Here is a 19,747-nt window from a genome sequence, read left to right on the forward strand (position 1 = left end):
GCGTGGGTGTCCACCAGCGGCAATTTGTCCGCGTTCAGTCGTCTGACGGCGGACGCGGCAGGGCCCCGGCGGCGAGGGCGAGGGCTCGCATGTCCTCGAGCCACGCCAGGCGCTGAGCGGGCGTCGCGGCGAGTCCCGCCACCTGTTGCCAGCGGGCCTGGCCCTCCCAGTCGGCTTCCCAGTCGTCGCCCGACACGAACGGAGAGAGCGGTTGGCTCATCCGGCCCCCTTGCGCCGCTGGATCTCCCGCAGGGCGGCGATGTCGGCCAGGTCGCGCGGCCGCCCCGCCAGTTCCTTCATCGCGATCAAGTCGACGATCGCCGCCACACGCACCGTGGTGGCGGTGGTGGTCATGACGCCGGCACGGGTCCAGAGCTCGTCGAACGGAATCGGATGCTCCACCAGGAGATCGACCTGTCGGAGCGGGTTACCGGGGTCGAGCAGCGTGAAGACCCGCATGTGTTTGTCGCGCGCCCAGAGGGCCCGGGTCGCGGGGTCGGCAAAGGACAGCGGGTCGACCGGAACGCGGGGGCAAAGCCCGAGCGCCAAGAGCGCCTCGACGGCACGCCGTGCGGCGGGCGGTGCAAGATCGACGATCAGGTCGAGGTCGCCGGTGACGCGCGCGAATCCGTGCAGTACGACGGCGACGCCGCCGACGACGACGTAGCGGACCGCCGCACGGTTCAGGGCGTCGAAGATGGACTCGAGCGGTGACATCCGCGGGCAGTATGACGCAGCGTGACGGGTCTCGCCATATGTCTATCGACGGCGCGTGCGCTCGCGCCGCGGGCAACCTGCCGCGGATGTCTTGCTGGTAATCCGGATAATCGGCGGTTAAGATGCGCCACGTGCGGTACGAGAGAATTCTGGACCTTCCCGGGCTGCTGGCGAAGAAATCGTGCTTTCTCTTCGGTCCGCGAGCGACCGGGAAGAGCTACCTGATCCGCGAGCAACTCGCGTCGCGCGCGATTGTCGTCGACCTGCTTCGCGCAGATACGTTCCTGCGCCTGTCGGCGAACCCGACGGAGCTCGAAGCGATCGTGGGGGCGCGGCGGGGCCCGTCGACGTGGGTCGTGATCGACGAGATCCAGAAGATCCCCGAGCTGCTCGACGAGGTGCATCGGCTCATCGAGGAACGTCGTATTCGCTTCCTGCTGACGGGCAGCAGCGCACGGAAACTGCGGCGGGGTCGAGCCAACCTCCTCGCCGGACGGGCGTGGCCCGCATCGTTGTTCCCGCTCGTCTGGCCCGAGATCCCCGACTTCGACCTGGCCCGCCACCTGCGATGGGGTGGATTGCCGAGCGTGGTGCCGAGCGACGATGCGGACGAAGAGCTCGGCGCGTACGCGCGCACGTACCTGCAAGAGGAGATTCTTGCCGAGGGGCTGGTGCGCCGCTTGCCGCCCTTCGCACGGTTCCTGACCGTTGCCGCCCTAGCCAACGGCCAGATGGTCAACTTCGAGCAGATCGCCAGCGACGCGGCAGTCCCGGCATCGACGGTCAGAGAGTACGTTGCCATTCTGGAGGATACGCTGGTTGGGTTCTTGCTCGAAGCCTGGACGGGATCCCGCCGGCGGAAAGCCATCGCCACGGCGAAGCTATACCTATTCGACCCGGGGGTCACGCACGCGCTCAGCGGTACCCGGACGCTGGACCGCAACTCCGATCTGTGGGGCCGCAGCTTCGAGCAATGGATCGGTCTCGAGCTGCGAGCGTACCTCGCCTACCGACGGCGGCCGGATCGACTGGCATACTGGCGATCGACGCACGGCCACGAGGTCGACTTCCTCGTCGGTGACCACACGGCCATCGAAGTGAAGGCGACCCGCCGCGTGGCGCCGCGCGACCTGCGCGGACTGCGTGCCCTTGCCGAAGAGCGCGCCTTTCGGTCCCTGCTGCTCGTCACCGACGACGCCACCGAGGCGGTTCGCGACGGGGTCCGCTGCCTGCCGTGGGGCGCCTTCGTGCGCCAGCTCTGGGCAGACACCCTGCTGCCCCGCTGAGCCCGTCAACCGACTTTCTCCGATGCGGCTGAACCCGCCTATGGCCATTGCTTGCCGTCGAGGATCCTCGCCCCGCGGGCACCTCCTTCGACGTAGCCGCGGCACCTTCAAGCATCGTCCACCTTCACAGGCCGAGGGCCCGCAACCCTTCCTGCCACGGCAGGACGTCGATCCCCTCGATCCGACGCCGCTCGGCGCCGAGACAAAGCACGAGTGCGCGATGTCGCTTGCCGAAGAAATCGGCAAACACGCGCAAACCTCGCAAGTCCGCCTCGAGCTGCGCCATCAACGTCCATTTGCCCGTTCGTCGCGGACCGAGAAGCAGGTCGCTCGTCGCGGACCGCCGCAGGACGGCGTTCAGAGGTCGGGAGATCATGCGAGCACAATGCCGCGTAATCTGCCCACATGTCAGCATAGGCATCCCGCGCGTCGACGGGCGCCCGGGCATCGACGCCGTCGTCCACGCGCCGGTGCCGGACGAACTTTGCGCGAAATCGGCGGCGGAGACCCCGATTCATGCGCGACATGGACCCGCCGCTCCGGGCCCCCTCCTCGCGCTCCGCTGCGTTCAAGAAACCCTTGACCCGCCATCGGTCCACCCCTTATAAGCCGGGCGCAGGCGAGCCTGGGGCTCTGGGGGCGGATGCGGAGGGGGCTGGGAGCATTTTCGATACTGGAGGTTACGTCAAGTCGACCGTCTGTGCGTGCTGTGCGCCGGGGGAGGTGACCGATGCGACTGAGCGCGTACCTGCCGGAAGGCATTCCCGGTCTGATTGCCGTCTGGTACAGCCTCGTGCCCGGCAATCTGGGTCGTCCCGCGCAGCGCCGCCTGGCGGGCGCGACGCACGAAGCCCTGCCACCGGGGGCCGGTGTGGTCGTCGATCTGGGCTGCGGACCCGGCTGGTTGGCGATCGAGCTTGCCCGCATGCGGCCCGCGCTCCGCGTGGTCGCCATCGACCTCTCGCCCACGATGGTGCGCATCGCCCGGCACCACGCGCGCCGTCAGAACAACGTCGACGTGCGCTGCGAGAGCGGCGCGGCAATGTCGTTGGACGACGGCGCGGCCGATATGCTGGTGTCGGCCGAGTCGATGCACCACTGGCGCGAGCCGGTGCGAGTTCTCGACGAGATCCATCGCGTGCTCCGGCCGGGAGGGCGCGCGTGGATCTTCGACGGCCGCAACGATTTCTCCCCGGACGACGTCAGAGGGTTCACCCTTTTCGGCGATCGCCGCCCACCCGGCTTCGTCCTGGGGATCATGCGCGGGATCCTCGGCATTCACGGGTTCTCGAATACGCAGTGGGAGACCTACGTGCCGGACGCCGTCAGACAGTCTCGCTTCGGGGAGGCAAACATCGCCCCGTTCGGCATCTACCGGCGGGTGGAGCTGGCCAAGCCTGCGTGACGTTGCGGGCAGGGAGGGCGCCGGCGGGTGGTCGGGACCTGCCTCGGGCAACGGCCGGCACCGCACCGGTACATGCCCTGTCCCTACGAGTTTGTGAAAAGCTCTCCCGGCAAGGCGCTGATCCCGTTCACCCCGAGTAGCGGCCCTTCTCTCGGGCCGCGTATCGAGGGGCGTTTTGCCAGGCGGATCAGCCGCTTGGCGTCCCTCGATACACGCCCTTAGAGAACGGGCGCTACTCGGGACGAACGGCGTGGCGATCCGTCATGTGATTTTTCCACAGACTCTACGACGCCGATTCCGTGCGCCGGGCTTCGCGCCGTAGCGGTTTGCCCGCCGGCGACCGCGGCAGGTCGGCCACGACACGAATCCGCCGCGGCACCTTGAACCCCGCTATCCGCTGACGCACGTGCGCCGTCAGCTCCGCCGCCGTCACCACGGCCCCGGCGCGCGGTTGCACCCACGCCGTAATGCGTTCACCCCACTCGGCATCCGGCATTCCGAATACGCACGCCTCGGCGACCGCCGGGTGCGACTCCAGCGCACTCTCGACCTCGCGCGGATGCACGTTCTCGCCCCCGGAAACGATCGTGTCGTCGGCACGCCCGACGATGTGTAGAAATCCATTGCTGTCGCACCAACCCAGATCTCGCGTGCGCAACCAGCCCGACTCGTCGAGGTCGAGCGCGGCGTTTACGTATCCCGGGGTCAGCGTTGGCCCGGTCAGTCTGATCTCGCCAACCTCTTCGGGCAGCGCCGTACGTTCGCCCACCACGATCCGTACCTGTGTGGGCAGGAGCGGCAGACCCACACTGCCTCGTTTCACCGGGAGCAGCGCCGGTAACAACGTCGCCACCTGCGACGCGGCTTCCGTCAGCCCGTACGTGGGCGCTGCCGGCACTCCATGCTCGATCGCGCGCACCAGCAGCGCCTCCGGTACCGGCCCGCCCCCCACCAGCACGCACCGGAGCGATGGCGGATACGGACGCGGACCGCGCGCCTCCAGCATCCGGTGCAGCATGTTCGCCACCACCGACACCATCGTCACCCCCTCGGTATCGATGGCGCGGTTGACGCGCTCCGCATCGAAGCGGTCGTGCAGCACGACCGTCGTTGCCGCGAGCACGCTGCGCATCAAGATCGCCAACCCCCCGACATGGTGCAGCGGCAGGCACGCTAACCAACGGTCGTCGGCTCGCACGCCCAGCAGGAGAGCGGAAGCCGACGCATTCCAGTAGTGATTGCCGGCGGTCAATACGGCGCCCCGCGGCGTCCCGCTGCTGCCGGACGTGAAGACAATACCGTGCGCCGCGCCAGGGTCGACCCCCGAGTCGGGCAAGTCCGGCTCCGGGTCGAGGCGATCGAGGACCGGATCTCCGGGACGCCCCTCGGTCACGCCAACCGCCGGTACCGGCGCCGCGGTCACGACATCTGCACCGGCGCCGCGAGCATCGTAACACAGCCACGCGCAGCGGGCGGCCGCGAGCTGGGTCGCCACCTCGGTGGCGGTGGCGCGCGGGCCGAGCGGCACCGCCACCGCCCCGACGCGCGTCACGGCGTGCAGGATCGTGACGAAGTCGATACCGACCGGCAAGAGGATCCCGACATGATCGCCGGGGCGCACTCCCAGCCGCACCAACTGCCCTGCCCGCTGGCGCACGGCCTCGGCGGCGTCCGCGAACGTCACCCTGCGATCGCCGGCAAGCAGCGCCACGTGCGACGGCCGCAGCACCGCCGCGCGTTCGAGCCAGGACGGGGTTCCGATCGTCATCCGTGGCTCCCTCACGCCGGCCCCGATTGGGCTGCCGGCTGGAGCTCGTTCCACATCGCTGTCGCTGTACGCAGTGCGACGCCGTCGACCTCGACTCCCAGGCCCGGCCCTGACGGTTGCACGAGCGTACCGCCGGCCGGCAGGAGACGCCGCCGCACAAGATCGGTCGCCAGCAACTCGCCGGTCGCCAACCCGCAGGGCCGCATCGCCCCCGACAACGTGCAGGCGAAGTGCAATGCCGTAGCTATTCCCACGCTGGTGTCGAGGACCGAGGTAACCACCACTTCAAGCCCGTGGCGTCGGGCCGCCGCGGCAATCGCCGTACTCGCCCCCAGACCGAGTCGTCCCGGTTTGATCACGACGATCTCTGCCGCACCCAGTCGTCCGATCCGATCCACCGCGTCGACTCCCGACACGCTCTCGTCGGCCGCGAGCGCAACGCCGACCGCGGCGCGCACCGCCGCCAGCCCTTCGATGTCCGGCACCGGCTGCTCGACGTACTCGACGCCGAGCGCACCGAGACGCGGCAAGGTGCGAATGGCCTGCGGCACCGTCCAGCCGGCGTTGGCGTCGAGCCGCAGGGCCACCGTTCGACCCACGGCGGCGCGAATCGCCGCCAGACGTGCCGTGTCGCCGTCGAGCTCCGCCGGCGTCAACTTCAGCTTAATACACCCGTACCCATGAGCCACGAGGGCCCGCGCCCGCTCCGCCGCCTCGGCGGGGTCCGTACGATCGAGCAAGGCGTTGACCGGCACACGATGCCGGCGGACCGGACCGAGCAATGCTGCCAGCGGCTTCCCTTCGATCCGGGCCGCCAGATCGTAGAGCGCGGCCTCAAACCCCGCTCGTAACGGCTCGCCTTCCGGTTCGCCCAGCGCCGCCACCAGTGCCGTTAGGGTCGATTCGCCGGCTCGCCGAAGACGCGCCCGCGCCGTGTCCGCGGCACGCGAGATCGCGCCGCTCTGCATCTGCGCGGCCAACGCAACTTCGCCGCAGCCGCGCCGGCCATCGGTGTCGCGAACACGCACGAGGACGCCGGTGTACGCACCGACGCTCCGGCCCGACACGAGCAGCGGTGCCCGGAACGGAATCGCGAACGGCGTCGCATCGGCCCCAACGATCTTCATGGCAGCAATCCCAAGGCGAACAGCACCCCGAAGCCAAGTTGCAACCGCGCGGTCCGGCGCAGCAACGCGTTGAACGTGCCGGGTTCAGTCGTGTGCAGCATGGCACGCCCGAGCGCGACGGCCTCAGGCACCGTCGCCCACGGGAGCAACACCCAGGCCCCGGCCGCGCCGGCGAAGACGAGCCCGACGGGTACGGCGAAGGTTATTGCCAGCAATACGATGTACTGTCCCCGCGCCGCGCTCTCGCCGATGCGCACCGCGAGCGTGCGTTTACCCGCGGCGGCGTCGGTAACGCGGTCGCGGACGTTGTTGACCACGAGAATCGCGGTCGCCAACGCTCCAATGGGCACCGACGCCGCCAGTGTTGCGGCGCTAAGATGTCCGGCCTGCACGTAGTACGTGCCGGCCACCGCCGCGACGCCGAAGAAGAGGAATACGAAGACGTCGCCGAGGCCGTGGTACCCGAGTGGCCACGGGCCGCCGGTGTACGCCCAGCCGGAGAGGATCGACGCGACCCCGAGGACAGCGATCGGCCAGCCCGCGTGGGCTACCAGATAGAGACCGGCGAGTGCGGCACCGCCGAACGCCATCCACGAGCCGCGGCGGACCTGGTCCGCCGCGAGCAGGCCGCTCTGCGTCGCGCGTTGCGGGCCGAGCCGCGTGGCGGTGTCGGCGCCGCGCTCGAAGTCGGCCACGTCGTTGGCGAGGTTGGTGCCGATCTGAATCAGCAGCGCGCCGGCGAGCGCCGCCAGCGCCGGCAGTGCGGCGAACGCGCTGTCGTGCCACGCCAGCGCCGTTCCCACGGCAACGGGCGCCAGCGCTGCCGTTAATGTCGGTGGCCGGATAGCCAGCCACCACGCGTCGACCTTCCGCATGCGCCTACCCCAGGTTGTTCGCAAATCTGACGCCGCCCCTCGATACGGCCTGGGGCCTACTCGGGGCGAACGGGTGGAGTTGCTCCCATACAGGCTGTTTCCGTTCGTGCCGAGTAGCGCCGTCCCTTCCGGCGCGTATCGAGGCACGCGTTGGGTTCATGAGTAACTCGGCTTACGGCAGCCGCGGAAACTTCGAGAAATCCGGCGGCCGTTTCTCCAGAAACGCGTCGCGGCCCTCCTGAGCTTCCTCCGACATGTAGAAGAGCAGCGTCGTGTTGCCCGCCAGTTCCTGAATGCCGGCGAGTCCGTCGGTGTCGGCGTTGAACGCCGCCTTCAGGCAGCGCAGTGCCATCGGGCTGTTGGCCAGCATCTCGCGGCACCAGTGCACCGTCTCCGCCTCGAGCCGATCCAGCGGGACCACTGTGTTTACAAGTCCCATGTCGAGCGCCTGCTGCGCCGTGTAGCGCCGGCAGAGGTACCAGACCTCGCGCGCCTTCTTATGGCCGATCACGCGCGCCATGTACGTCGCACCGTACCCGCCGTCGAAACTGCCCACGCGGGGGCCCGTCTGCCCGAAGACGGCATTGTCCGCGGCGATAGTGAGATCGCAGACGAGGTGCAGCACGTGCCCGCCACCGATCGCGTAGCCGGCCACCATCGCCACCACCGGCTTCGGCAGCGTGCGAATCTGCCGCTGCAGATCGAGCACGTTGAGCCGTGGTACTCCGTCGCCGCCGACGTATCCCGCCTCGCCGCGCACCCGCTGATCGCCGCCCGAACAGAACGCCTCGGGGCCGGCTCCGGTGAAGATCACGACGCCGACGTTGCGATCCTCGCGCGCCGCCGCAAAGGCGTCGGTGAGTTCCATGACCGTTTGCGGACGGAAGGCGTTGCGCACCTCCGGCCGGTTGATGGTGATCTTCGCCATCCCGTCCGCGGTCTCGTAAAGGATGTCGGTGTAGGTTCGCGTCGCCTTCCAGTCGGGAATCATCTCACTCCTCCATTCTCCCTTAGCCTTCGCCTCGGCCTCTTTCGGAGAGGCTCGGGCCGAGGTTTGCGTTCAAGAAAGTCATCACCGCCTCCAGGAACGCCGCCGGCTGTTCCAAATGCGTCGTGTGTCCGGCCTCGGGGATCACCGCCAACTCGGCTTGCGGCATGTGCGCTTGCATCTCTGTTGCGATGCGCCGGAACTTGTCGTCCTCTGCGCCCGCGACCAGCAGCACCGGCGGAGTCAGCGCCGGCAGTGCCGCCCACAGGGACGGCTGCGCGCCCGTACCCATTCCGCGCAGGCTGTGTGCCAGTCCGTGCGCGGAGTGCCGCAAGCGTTCCTCGCGTTGGCGTGCTCGCGTTGCCGGGTCGAGCCGTGCCTGCGACGCAAACAGCGGCTGCGCGATCCACGCATCGACGAATGCTGCCACGCCGTCGCCCTCGATGCGCGCCGCGAGCATCGTATCGGCGGCCCGCCGCGCCGCGCGTTCCGTGTCGTCGACCAGGCCGGGCGACGCGCTTTCCAGGGTCAGGGTGGCAACGCGCGATGGGTGTGTCAGCGCCAGTCCGAGAGCGATCCGACCTCCCATCGAGTAGCCGAGGCAGCCGCAGCGCTCTACGTCGAGGCGGTCGAGCAAGCGAGCGAGATCGTCGATGCATGCCCTGAAGGCGTAGCGCGCCGGATCCGAGGGTGCGTCCGAACGCCCGTGACCGACGAGATCCACGCCGATCGTGGTGTACCGCCGCGCCAGCACCGGCAGCAGCGGGCGCCAACTGGCGACGCTGCCCGTAAATCCGTGCAGGAGGAGCAGTGGCGGCCCCGTACCGTGCACGTCGGCGTGCAGGGCCACGTCGCCGACGATGACCCGCGGCATCAGTTCATTCCCTCTCGCGCGGCCGCGCCCGCCTCGTGAAACAGTTCGCGGTGCAGGGCGACGCTGCGGATACGATCGATCGGGACCTCGATGACAGTCGTTTGCGGCGCCGTCAGACTCGCCGTCACCTCGCTCCGAAACTGGTCCCACGATGCGATGCGTACGAAGCGGCAGCCGTACATCTCTACCGCGCCGCGGAAGTCGAGGCCGTGCGGCGTCAGGAACAGCTCCTCGAAATCGGCCCCGCACTCGGCCTGCGGCAGGTACGAGAAGATGCCGCCGCCGTCGTTGTTGAACACGATCAGGGTAGCCCGCACGCCGGCACGCCTGGCTGCGAGCAGGCCGTTCAGATCGTGGTAGAAGCCGAGGTCACCGGTAAGACCGATCACGGGAACATCCGGCCCCGCCGCCGCGGCGCCGAGCACGCTCGACACGAAACCGTCGATCCCGTTGACGCCGCGGTTTGTCAGCACCCGCCGCGGCGCGCCGGCCAGCGGCCAGAACGCCTCGACGTCGCGCACCGGCATGCTGTTGCCAACGTAGAGACAAGCGTCCCCGGGCAGGCACTCGGCAAGAACGCTAACCGCCTTGCCCTCGAACAGATCGTTCATTGCGCCGAAACGGGCGGCGAGAGACGCGCGCGCACGGGCGCCCGCGCCCATCCACAGGCGCCGCCAGGCCGGGTCCGGTTCGTCGCCGCCGCGGTGCATCGCCTCGGCCAGCCTCAGACACGTCGGGGCGACGTCGGCGTGAACCCGCGCCCCGCGCGCGCGGAGCGGGTCGTCCCACGTACCCAGCGGATCGAGCACGACGTGGGGACAGTCCCAGCGATCGCGCAACAGCAGGGTGAGCGCCTTCGACGTCGGCAGCGCGCCGATGCGGAGCACCACGTCGGGCCGCAGCGGCTCAACGGTACGCGCATCGCGAAGCACGACGTCGTAGGCATCAACCCGCCCGTCGTTCGCGCCGCCGCCAACGTTCGCGCTCGGATCGGCGAGCACCGGGTAGCCGAGAACTTCGGCGCAGCGCAGGATGGCGGCGGCCTCTCCCGGCAGCGTGTCGCGCGGCCCGCAAAGGACGAGTCCGCGCCGCCGCTCGTGCAGCAGCCGCGCAGCCGCCGCGACCGCCTCGTGGGTGGGAAGCCGGTCCTGAGCCGCGGCGAAGGGTCCGTGGCAGCAGTTACCTCCGTCCCGTCCGTGTTGCGCTTCCCCGCTGCCGCTTTCCTTCGCCTCCGCAGGTCGCCGCAGTGCCGCGAGGACTTCCGCCGGCGGGGTCAGCGGCTCTCGTAACGGTACGTTGAGGTGAACCGGACCGGGGGGCACCGCCGCGCTGACGGCGGCGGCGCGGGTGGCGATCGACCGGAAGTACGGTTCGCCGGAGGCGGGATCGCCGACTTCGACGAACCATTTGACGAGGGTACCGTAAAGCTTGACCTGATCGATCGTTTGCGGGGCGCCGCAGTCACGCAGTTCGGGTGGCCGGTCGGCGGTAACGACGACCAGCGGCACGCGCGCGTATGCCGCCTCGACGATCGCGGGAAAGAAGTTGGCCGCGGCGGTGCCGGAGGTACACACCAGCGCCACCGGACGGCGCGTACGTTTGGCGAAGCCCAGGGCAAAGAAGGCGGCGCTGCGTTCGTCCACGTGCGACCACACCCGCACGTGAGGATGCGCTGCCAGACACAGCGTCAATGGCGTTGACCGTGCTCCGGGCGCCACGCATGCGTGCGTCACCCCGGCGCGCGCAAGCGCATCGACAAAGGCGGCAACAGCGTGGTGTTGGGTGAAGACCATTTCGCGGCCTGAGGGCTCGGGGGCCTGGGGGCGTGAGGGCGTGAGGATCCGGGGGATCTGGATGGCGATGACGTGAAGTGTGGGTGACCCTGGATCTGCTTGTTTGCAAGTTTCACCGCGTAACGCTCATCCTTCACGCCCTCACGCCCCCAGGCCCCCAATCACTCTCCGTCAGCGCGTGCAGGAGCGGTTCCAACTTCGTCTGTGTCTCTGCCAGTTCGGCTTCGGGTTCCGAGCCGTGCACCAGTCCGGCGCCGGCGTAGAGCAGGGCTTGTCTCCCGTGCATCAGAGCGCAGCGAATCGCCACGGCGATCTGGCCGCCGCCGTCGGCGCCGATCCAGCCGACGGGCGCCGCGTACCAGCCGCGATCGAAGGGCTCGAGGCGTTGCAGCGCCGCAAGGGCCGCGGCGCGCGGATGGCCGGCGACGGCGGGGGTCGGGTGCAGGGCCTCGACGAGATCGAGCAGGTGTACGCCGGCACGCGCTCGGGCGGTGACGGGAGTGCGCAGGTGGTGCACGTTTTCGAGGGTCATCACCTCGGCCTCTGGCATCGCGGTCACCGCCTCGCACAGCGGCCGTAACGCGCCGGAAATACCGTCGACGACGAGGCTGTGCTCGCGGCGGTCCTTGGCGCTGTCGCGGAGACCGCGCCGCTCGATACGATCGCTTTCCGGCGAGTGTCCGCGCGGGGCCGAGCCGGCGACGGCGCTGGTCTCCACCTGCCGGTTGCGCAGCGTTACCAGCATCTCCGGACTGGCGCCGGCGAAGTGGCTCCCTTCACGGTCCAGCCAGAACGTCGTGCACGTCGGGTACGACCGGCGTACCCGACGGACAACGATCGCCGCGTCGAAGTCGCGATCGGCGTCCACGGCGCACGTGCGGGCGAGGACCGCCTTTTCGAAGTGGCCCGCACGAATGTCGTCGACGACCGCGCGCGCCCTCCGCACCCACTCGTCCACCGGAGGCCACGGCGCCAGTGTGTACGCTGCTGGCGGCGACGGCTCGGGCGGCGGCGGTTCGCCGGCGGCGATGAGACGTGCGAGGTCCCGCCGGATGCCGGCGATCCGACCGGCGACGTCGGTGTCGGACTCCACGGCCAGCCCCAGCCTGACGATACAATGCCCGGCGCGGCGGGCGACCAGCACCTCCGGGATCGAGAACAGTGCCGGCGGGAATGGACTCCAGACGCCGCCCGGCGACGGCTGCGACGCAAACCCGAAGCCGCCGACCAGTAGCGGCGTTTCGGGCGGCGTCTCGCCGACCATCACTGCGGCATCCGTCAACCGCTTCACGTCCTCGCGCAGGCGGGCAAAGCGGTCTTTCCCTGCCGCCTGCAGTTCGATCGCCGCGCCCAGGCCAAGGACAGCCGCCGCTTCCGCCGGCCGTTCCCAGAAGAACGTCGTCGCCCCCTGGCGCCACCGCGAGGTCAGCGACAACAGGTCCTCCGGAGCGGTCGTGTGCGCACTCGCAACCGCCAGCACGGGCCGGCCGCGCCGGGCGGCACGCTCCCCCGCGCGGGTGGCCGCCCCGTGCAACGAATCCAATACCTCCTCCAGGGCTCGGGTCGGTATGGTCATCTTCGGGCCAAAAGCAGTTGGGCGGCGCCGCCGCCGAGGCGGCGCTTCACGATCGCGCCGAAGCCGGCGGCGGCGAGCATGGCGTGCAAAGCTCGTTCGTCGGGCAGGTAGGCGGTCGAGTCCGGGAGGTATCGGTAAGCGTCGCGATCCGAGATCAAGCCCCCGATCGCAGGCACCACGCGGTGGAAATAGAAGGCGTGGCCGAGGCGTAGCAATGACGAGCGCGGCGCGTCGACCTCGAGCAGGGCGAGACGCCCGCCGGAAGCCAGCAGGCGCGCCGCTTCGTCGAGCAGGTGGGGGATGCTGACGACGTTGCGCATGACGAAGGCGGAGGTCACGACGCTGGCGCTGCCGGCCCGCAGCGGCACGGCGGTGCCGTCGGCCCGCACGAAGGCGGCAGGTACGCCGCGGGCACGGGCGCCGGCGAGCATACGGCCCGAGAAGTCGACGCCAATGACGCGGGCCCCGGCGGCGGCCGCGAGGGCGCACATGTCCCCGGTACCGCAGCCGATGTCGACGACCACATCTGCCGGGCCGACGGCGATCAGCCGCAGCGCCAGTCGCCGCCAGCGCCGATCGAGACGAAAGGTGAGCAATCGGTTGAGCAGGTCGTAGCGCGGAGCGATGCGGTCGAACATCGCCTGTACCGCGGCTGCCTTATCGGGAGGCGCCGGCAGACGAGAGGTCATCGCCATGAGATGTCGAGGTCCAGGCGACCCGACCGCAGCACTTTTTCGGCGACCGAATACGCCTCCTGGTCGCCGCGCTCACGCAAGCGCTGCATGGCGCGCGCGAGCAAGGTGCGTTGGAAATGAAGAGCGACGAGACCGGTGACCGCCGGAAGCATCTGCCGAAAGGTCTCGGCGACCTGCCCGGAGGCCGCCGGGTCACCGTCGATGCGGCGGACGAAGCGATCGAAGAGGTCTACCGCGGCATCTACGACCGAGCGGGTGTTACGGTCGTGTTGCGCGGCCAGCGCGAGCAGGTCGGGCAACGGCAGGCCGTGTTCGAGCAGCGACAGCCCGGTGCGCAGAAGCTGGGCGTCCGCCGCGGTATAGCGCCGGGCGTCGGCTCCGGGCGCACTACCGCCAAGCAGACCGGCGGCTTCGAGCGAGGCGAGGAGGGGCTCGGGTACGCCGGACTCCGCAGCGAGTTGCGCACGGGTAAACGCGGGCGCGCCGCGCTGTTCGGCCACCGCGGCCAGCAGAGACGCGCGTTTCGAGCGCGGTGCGGCCGCCAGCATCTGCCGGATGGCGGCGAGGTTGAACCCCTGGCCCTGTAGCTTGCGGATGCGCTGCAGGCGGTCGAGATGACCGCGTCCGTAAACGGCAGTGCGTCCCACCCGGCGCGGCCGCGGCAGCAAACCCCTGGCCTGGTAAAAGCGAACCGTGTCGACCGATACGCCCGCGGCCGCCGCCAGTGCCTCGATCCGATAATCCATTACCGATGACTCTTAGAGTAATCGCTCACGGAATCAACCCCGGTTGAGCGGCGAATTGCGCAGGCGATCGCCCGGGGACGCACACCCCGGATGACGAGGTTGGGACGAGCCTGCGAGCGGGGTTGCCGGGTGGCGGCCGCCGGAAAAGTCCGACCCGGTCGGGGGCGGGCGGTTTTCGCGGTTGCCAGCGGGAACTTCCGAAGCGAAAGTGGGTCGATGTCGGGATGGATGACGCGGGTGGCGGTGCGAGTATGACCACGGACGACATCGCGGCGGCGTGCGCACGGGCCGGCATCGCGGCGGGGCGTGCCATTCGCGAGGCCGTCCACGCGATGGCACTCGGGGAACGGGCGCAGCCGTGCAGTTCGACCCTTAAGCGCGTTAACGTGCGCGCCGACGAACTCGGCGAGCAGATCGGGCTCGAACACCTCGAACGGCTGGCCATGACCGTGGACCAGCGTCTTCATCTCGTTCTCGACGCGGCCGGGACGTTCCAGGCCTTCGGCTCGCCTTCCGCGGCGATCATATGGGCCGTGCTCGACGCCATCGACGGTACGAAGAAGGTCGCCGGCATCGAGCCCTACGATCCGCGCCGTCTGGCCGCCGCTAACGACGGCTGCTGGGGAGCGACGCTGGCGTTCACGCTGCCGACCCGCAAACGACTCGGCGAGCTGCTGATCGGCGACTTCGTGGTCGCAGCCATTGTCGACGGCAACCCGGCCCGCTTCGAGACGTACCCGCAGGAGGTTATCGCCCTGCCGGACGCGACCGGGCGCCCGTGCGCGTTCGACGTCGGCGGCGATCGGCGGCGGCGGGTGTTCACGACATCGGCCTCCACGCTGGCTCACGGCTGGGCCTACTTCGATGCGTTTCAGGCCTTCGACCGTGACACGCGCGCTCCGGGCGACGAGGAGTTGGCTATCGAGGTGTATCGCGGCTTGATCAATCGCCACGAGGGGGGTGCCTTCGACGTCGTTCGGCAGTTTGGGAGCCTGAGTGCGTTACAGCGTACGATGCTCGGTTGGCGGGAAGCGCCGGTGTGGCACGAGTCGCAGGGGGTGGCGTTTGTCGTCATCAACGAGAACCTGCCCAACCTGATCCCCGCCGTCGCCGTCATCGAGGGCGCGGGGGGCCTGTCGCTCGATTTCGAGGGGCGTCCGCTGCGCGAGCGGCTACTCGGTGCCGGACGCACCAGCGTCGCACACATCGCCAACGTCGCACTGGTACAGCCGACGATGGCGCTGCTCGCCGCCGCCGGCCGGCGCGCGGCGCGCGCACGGAAATCTGGTGGGTCCTGAGCGGACGAAGAGTCGCTCTCTCGGCACGGGCCGCTATCCGCAACTCGTGCCCTGATCAGCCAAGCCTCCGGGAGGGCGAGGCTCCGCGCCGGCGGCTTCGCTTCCGCCGGGTGGGCGAACCGTAGAGATCGCGGCCCGCCCCGTCGCGCCGGCCTTCATAGGCCAGAATCTTTCGCAGCGTTATTTCGAGATCGACCGGGTGGGACGCTTCGAGCACGCGACGTCGTGCCGCAAGTTCGTCGACCGACGGCGGGAACGGAGATCGGGTGCCGGCAAAGACGATGGCGTTCTGGCTCTCCCCGGCCTCGACGACAACGATCTTTCCGGCGAAGGCGTTCCAAATTCGGTCGACCCGCAGACCGAACGCCGGGTCGTCGGCGTATAGATTGACCACCAGGACACCACCGTACGCGAGGCGGTCGTGGCAGCGGTCATAGAATGCCTGTGCGCACAGGTTTTCCGCGTGTCCGCCGACGTCGAACCCGTCGACCAGCAACACGTCGAGCGGATCGAAGTGCCGCCGAACGAACTCCGCACCATCTTCGCACAGAACGCGGAAGTGCGGGCCATCGGGTGGAACCCCGAAGGCGTCGCGCAGGGCGATTACCGCCGGGGAGATCTCGACGGCCGTGAAGTTGGCGTCCGGGAGATAGTGAGCGCAGTACTTGGCGAGCGATCCGCCGCCCAGGCCGATCATCGCGATCCGCGCCGGCGCGGGCTGGAACAGGAGAAAGCCCATCGCCAGGCGCGTGTATTCCAGCACCAGTCGCACCGGGTCGTTGCGCAGCATCCGGCTGTGCAAGGTGCCGTCGTCGAAACGCAGGACCAGCCCGTCGTCTTCTTCCGTGAGCACCGGGGTGCCGGTGAAAGCGCATATTGACGGGTGGTCTGACATGAGCGCCGTCGTTCGGGATTGCCGCCGAATTCTCCGCCCTTTGGCGGCCGCTCTCAAGGGGACGTCGACCGGTTGCCGCGGGGCGAATTCAGGGCCGAATCTGGCGAGTATCCGCCGGGTGGTGCAATAGAATAGCTGCACGCTTATCGGTCGGGAGGCGGTAGCGGCCAGGCGAGTGCCACCGAACGTCGAAACGCAGACGCACTCCCACCGACGGAGGAGGAACGCCGATGACGGATCGTGTCAGGTACGATTTGCTCGATAGCCCGCTTGGCGAGCTCTTGCTGACATCTAATGGACGTGCGCTCACCGGGCTTTACATGGACCCACACCGCCGCGGCCCGCAGCCGGCGGAGGACTGGCGGCGCGACTCTGCCGCCCTGCGCGCGGCGGGGCAGCAATTGCGGGCGTACTTCGCCGGCGAGTTGTTCGCATTCGAGCTGCCGCTCGAACCCATCGGCACCGACTTCCAGCGGCGCGTATGGCGGGCGCTGTGTACGATTCCCTACGGCGAGACGATCAGTTACGGCGACCAGGCGCGGCGCGCCGGCAATCCCGCGGCGGCGCGCGCCGTCGGCGCGGCGAACGGACGCAATCCGATCTCGATCGTCGTACCCTGCCATCGCGTGATCGGCGCCGACGGCGCGCTGACCGGCTATGGCGGCGGTTTGGAACGGAAGCGGTGGTTGCTCGCGCACGAACGCCGGAAGCACCGGATGTGACCCCCTTCGACGCGGTACCGCTCAGCGCGGGCTGACGCCCACCTGATCGGACGTACCTTTGAGAGGGCGAGGCTACGGTGGGAGGACGAGGCTCCCGCCGAGCCGTCCTCAAGCCGACGCGGCTCGCCCTCCCTATCCGATTTCTCCGCACCGTGCATACAAACGCGGAAATCGTAAATCAGCGCTTATTGCCGGCCCGGTTAACTGAGTTCCACATCGGCGCGGACGCCGCGGTCGATTTGCACTGGCTGCCAGTGCAGGTTGCGGTACTGAAGATGGCCGTAACCGCCGGCGAAGTGGAGCCATTTCACCATTCCCGGCTCGACGTTAGAAACGTCCCGCCAGCCGGGGAACTGATAGGGCTCGAAGCCGTTGTAGATCACCAACTGTCCAGGCTGGACCGTCGGGGTCACGCGGGCCTGCATTTCAATCGACGCAAGATCGTTGAACACGCGCACGGAGTCGCCGTTACCGATGCCGCGGGCGGCAGCGTCGCGGTCGTTCAAATGCACCACCGGCTCGCCCCGGATCGTACCGAGGATGATCGAACTCGTGCTGTTCATGGAGTTCACGCTCCAGCGCGGGTGGCCGCTGGTGATCTGCAGCGGGTAATCGCCGCCATGGGGAGGGGGGTTCTTGTGGACGGGCAATTCCTCGCCCGCTTCGAGGAACCAGTCGTGGTCGATGTAGAACTGGGCACGGCGCGTGAGAGTGGGGAACGGCTGCTTCTTTTCCGTCTGCCAGCGGAACGGAGAGTGCGTCTCGTTCGGGAGCAAATCGGACGCCTGCGCCAGGGCCATGGGCGAGCGTCCCCAACCCGTGAAACGCACCCAGCCCTTCTCGCGTAGCGTTGCCAGCGTCGTCCCGGGGGGCAGGGTCCCGAGTACGGCCGAATCGCGGACGACCTCGTCAATTACGGCATCGTCGTCGGCAACCGCGCCGCCAAGGGTCATGTCGTCGTACAGGGTGTCCAGTCGAACCGTCGAGCCGTCCTCTCTGCGCCATTCGGTGCGGCCACGCGCTTGCGCGCGCTCGGCGAGCTTGCGGGCGAGCATGAGCACGATCTGCCACTCCGAACGGGCGTCCTCGGGTGGGTCGACGACACGATCCGAGAACGTCAGGTTCATCACGTCCGGAGTCGTGTAGGGGAAGTTCGGCTTCTCGTAGTGCTGCGCGGCGGGAAGAACAATGTCCGAATACAGGCCTGTGGTCGACATCCTCCAGTCGATCGAGACGACGAGGCGCAGCTTCGGCCAGAGGTGCTCGAGCAGCATGCGCTGGCCGCCACGCTGGCGGCGGAGGAGGTTGCCGGCGATCTCGATGAGGACACGCGGCGGTTGGTCGGGCGGTGGCAATGCCTGTCCGTTCCACCAGCCGCGTGTCATGGCTTCCTCGACATACTCGTCGAAGGTGCGTTTCATCGCGGGGTCGCTCCACGCCGCGTTGTTCCAGAGTTCACGGTAGCCGCAGTGGTAGTACCAGAAGAACGCCGACGGACTCATGCCGACGGGCAGAGCGCCGCCACTGCTCAGGCGCGCGATGAGGATCTCCTCGGTCAACGTCGGGTCCTCGGCGAGCAGTGCCTCGACCATCGCTCGCTGGCCTTCCGCCATCGCGGCGGTGACTTCCTGCCCGGGCGCGGACTTCAAGGGTAGGAGAAACGGGCCGTCGAACATGCCCACTGCCCAACTGCGGATGCCGGCGCCTTTCTTGCCCCAGTTGCCGGTGAGGGCCAGGACGAGACAGATCGCCCGTTCCATCAGATCGCCGTGGTACGCCTTGCCGGTGGTCCAACCGAGAAGGACGCGGGTGCGCTTCCGCGCCACCTTGCGGGCAAGCTGGCGGATGATGTCCGGATGAACGCCGCAAACCTTCGCGGCGTCTTCGGGGGCGTAGGCGTCGAGCCGACGGAGGAGGCGCATGAAGGCCGGTTCCACCTCGACCTCGGCGCCATCGTGCAGCCGGGCGCGGTAGGCCCCGCGCAGCGCCGGCTCGATCCCACCGAGCGCGAGAGTGCGCGGCGCCTCGGCGATGCGGCGGTCGCGCTCGTCGAACAAATAGAAGATGTCGGCGGCGCCGCCCTCTTGAACGTCCGACTGGCGCAGGAAGCGCCCGTTGTCCGTGCGCACGAGGAGTCCGAGATCGGTTTGCTCGCGCACGAACGGCTCGTCGGTGAGGCCCTCTTCGATAATTACCCGGCACATCGACAGAGCGAGGGCGGCGTCCGAGCCGATGACGACGGGGACGAAGGCGTCACCGTGGATCGCCGATGGGCTGTAGTCGGGGGCGATGGTCACGACTTCGCCGCCGTTGTACCGGGCCTCGACGATGTAGTGGTACCAGGGAATGGCACTGTAGGCGGGGTTGTTCGCCCAGATCAGCAGGAGCTCGGAGTGGAACCAGTCGTCACTGCTGGGAACGGGATCGAAGCGCCCGAAGGTGGTGTAGAGTCCAGGGTTGAAGTCGTTAATTTCGGACTGGACGTCGGTCGAGGTGATGCCGAGCCGCATGAAGAGGTTACTGGCGAGGGTGATGGCCTGCGTGCCGCCTTCGGGGGAGCCGAGGCGCACTATGGAGCGCGGGCCCGCCTCCTCGGCGGCGTCGAGCATGGCGTCGGCGATTTCGGTCAGGGCTTCGTCCCAGGAGATGCGTTGCCAGCGGCCTTCGCCACGTTCGCCGGCGCGACGCAGGGGATGAAGGACACGTTCCTTGCCGTAGAGCATCTGACTCCAGGCGGCGCCCTTCTGGCATCCGGCGGGATTCATGTCGGGCACGCCGGGTTCGACGGTCTCGAAGTTACCGGCCGGCTCCTCGCGCACGACGCGGCCGTCGCGAACGTAGACACGGTACGGGCAGTTCGCCGGATAGCAGTCGACGCAGTGGGTGCCCCAGGCGATGCGGTCCCACTTGAATTTGTCGCGGTAGGCGTCGGCCCACGCGGCACGGGTCGGGTTCTGTTCGGCGTCGGTCATGGATGACCCT

Annotated in this window: 18 protein-coding genes; 4 read left to right on the forward strand and 14 right to left on the reverse strand. The window is 68.8% G+C overall.

Annotation, left to right across the window (positions count from 1 at the left end):
- Positions 1-34 precede the first annotated feature (34 nt).
- Both L6Q96_08985 and L6Q96_08990 read right to left on the reverse strand, forming a co-directional pair.
- The gene (locus tag L6Q96_08985) at positions 35-220 is read right to left on the reverse strand and encodes a hypothetical protein (GenBank protein ID MCK6554697.1); all 186 of its coding nucleotides are present in this window, start codon (positions 218-220) and stop codon (positions 35-37) included.
- Positions 217-717 carry a hypothetical protein gene (locus L6Q96_08990; GenBank protein ID MCK6554698.1) on the reverse strand — a complete coding sequence of 167 codons (501 nt, stop codon included), beginning with the start codon at positions 715-717 and terminating at the stop codon, positions 217-219. The genes L6Q96_08985 and L6Q96_08990 overlap by 4 nt, the downstream gene beginning before the upstream one ends.
- Before the next feature lie 131 nt (positions 718-848).
- Between L6Q96_08990 and L6Q96_08995 the strand changes: the two genes are divergently transcribed.
- Positions 849-2,003: an ATP-binding protein gene (locus L6Q96_08995; GenBank protein MCK6554699.1), complete on the forward strand. Its 1,155-nt coding sequence runs from the start codon at positions 849-851 to the stop codon at positions 2,001-2,003.
- A gap of 124 nt (positions 2,004-2,127) precedes the next feature.
- Here L6Q96_08995 and L6Q96_09000 read toward each other — a convergent pair whose 3' ends face one another.
- Positions 2,128-2,379, reverse strand: coding sequence for a hypothetical protein (locus L6Q96_09000; GenBank protein MCK6554700.1), 252 nt, complete (start codon positions 2,377-2,379; stop codon positions 2,128-2,130).
- Positions 2,380-2,733: 354 nt separating this feature from the next.
- Here L6Q96_09000 and L6Q96_09005 point away from each other — a divergent pair, with 354 nt between their 5' ends.
- A complete protein-coding gene (locus tag L6Q96_09005) occupies positions 2,734-3,408 on the forward strand; it encodes a class I SAM-dependent methyltransferase (protein MCK6554701.1) in 675 nt (224 codons plus the stop codon).
- 283 nt (positions 3,409-3,691) lie between these two features.
- Here L6Q96_09005 and menE read toward each other — a convergent pair whose 3' ends face one another.
- The 9 genes from menE to L6Q96_09050 all read right to left on the reverse strand — a co-directional run bounded on the left by menE (position 3,692) and on the right by L6Q96_09050 (position 13,850).
- Positions 3,692-5,176 carry an o-succinylbenzoate--CoA ligase gene (gene menE / locus L6Q96_09010; protein ID MCK6554702.1) on the reverse strand — a complete coding sequence of 495 codons (1,485 nt, stop codon included), beginning with the start codon at positions 5,174-5,176 and terminating at the stop codon, positions 3,692-3,694.
- 11 nt (positions 5,177-5,187) lie between these two features.
- On the reverse strand, positions 5,188-6,303 hold the full coding sequence (locus tag L6Q96_09015; GenBank protein MCK6554703.1) for a mandelate racemase/muconate lactonizing enzyme family protein: 1,116 nt from the start codon (positions 6,301-6,303) through the stop codon (positions 5,188-5,190).
- Positions 6,300-7,178, reverse strand: coding sequence for a 1,4-dihydroxy-2-naphthoate polyprenyltransferase (locus L6Q96_09020; GenBank protein MCK6554704.1), 879 nt, complete (start codon positions 7,176-7,178; stop codon positions 6,300-6,302). Before L6Q96_09020 ends, L6Q96_09015 begins: the two co-directional genes overlap by 4 nt.
- A gap of 172 nt (positions 7,179-7,350) precedes the next feature.
- Complete coding sequence (menB, locus tag L6Q96_09025; protein MCK6554705.1) at positions 7,351-8,169, reverse strand: 1,4-dihydroxy-2-naphthoyl-CoA synthase; 819 nt, start codon at positions 8,167-8,169, stop codon at positions 7,351-7,353.
- A gap of 19 nt (positions 8,170-8,188) precedes the next feature.
- Positions 8,189-9,040 carry a 2-succinyl-6-hydroxy-2,4-cyclohexadiene-1-carboxylate synthase gene (gene menH / locus L6Q96_09030; protein MCK6554706.1) on the reverse strand — a complete coding sequence of 284 codons (852 nt, stop codon included), beginning with the start codon at positions 9,038-9,040 and terminating at the stop codon, positions 8,189-8,191.
- Positions 9,040-10,833 (reverse strand): 2-succinyl-5-enolpyruvyl-6-hydroxy-3-cyclohexene-1-carboxylic-acid synthase, encoded by a 1,794-nt coding sequence (menD, locus tag L6Q96_09035; GenBank protein ID MCK6554707.1) that lies wholly within the window; start codon positions 10,831-10,833, stop codon positions 9,040-9,042. Before menD ends, menH begins: the two co-directional genes overlap by 1 nt.
- Positions 10,834-10,966: 133 nt before the next feature.
- Complete coding sequence (locus tag L6Q96_09040) at positions 10,967-12,409, reverse strand: isochorismate synthase (GenBank protein MCK6554708.1); 1,443 nt, start codon at positions 12,407-12,409, stop codon at positions 10,967-10,969.
- Complete coding sequence (locus tag L6Q96_09045; protein ID MCK6554709.1) at positions 12,406-13,104, reverse strand: ubiquinone/menaquinone biosynthesis methyltransferase; 699 nt, start codon at positions 13,102-13,104, stop codon at positions 12,406-12,408. The genes L6Q96_09040 and L6Q96_09045 overlap by 4 nt, the downstream gene beginning before the upstream one ends.
- Positions 13,095-13,850 (reverse strand): MerR family transcriptional regulator, encoded by a 756-nt coding sequence (locus tag L6Q96_09050; protein MCK6554710.1) that lies wholly within the window; start codon positions 13,848-13,850, stop codon positions 13,095-13,097. The genes L6Q96_09045 and L6Q96_09050 overlap by 10 nt, the downstream gene beginning before the upstream one ends.
- Before the next feature lie 251 nt (positions 13,851-14,101).
- Between L6Q96_09050 and L6Q96_09055 the strand changes: the two genes are divergently transcribed.
- Positions 14,102-15,148 (forward strand): hypothetical protein, encoded by a 1,047-nt coding sequence (locus tag L6Q96_09055; protein ID MCK6554711.1) that lies wholly within the window; start codon positions 14,102-14,104, stop codon positions 15,146-15,148.
- Positions 15,149-15,203: 55 nt separating this feature from the next.
- Here the strand turns inward: L6Q96_09055 and L6Q96_09060 are convergent, their stop codons facing one another.
- The gene (locus L6Q96_09060) at positions 15,204-16,043 is read right to left on the reverse strand and encodes a transferase (GenBank protein ID MCK6554712.1); all 840 of its coding nucleotides are present in this window, start codon (positions 16,041-16,043) and stop codon (positions 15,204-15,206) included.
- Positions 16,044-16,273: 230 nt separating this feature from the next.
- On the opposite strand from L6Q96_09060, the gene L6Q96_09065 reads away from it, so the two are divergent.
- Positions 16,274-16,765 carry a methylated-DNA--[protein]-cysteine S-methyltransferase gene (locus tag L6Q96_09065; protein MCK6554713.1) on the forward strand — a complete coding sequence of 164 codons (492 nt, stop codon included), beginning with the start codon at positions 16,274-16,276 and terminating at the stop codon, positions 16,763-16,765.
- Positions 16,766-16,965: 200 nt separating this feature from the next.
- On the opposite strand, the gene L6Q96_09070 is transcribed toward L6Q96_09065, so the two are convergent.
- Entirely contained in the window at positions 16,966-19,737 is a 2,772-nt protein-coding gene (locus L6Q96_09070) for a molybdopterin-dependent oxidoreductase (protein MCK6554714.1), read from the reverse strand.
- Positions 19,738-19,747: the final 10 nt, after the last annotated feature.

The sequence above is a fragment of the Candidatus Binatia bacterium genome (genome assembly GCA_023150935.1).
GTDB lineage: Bacteria > Desulfobacterota > Binatia > HRBIN30 > HRBIN30 > JAKLJW01.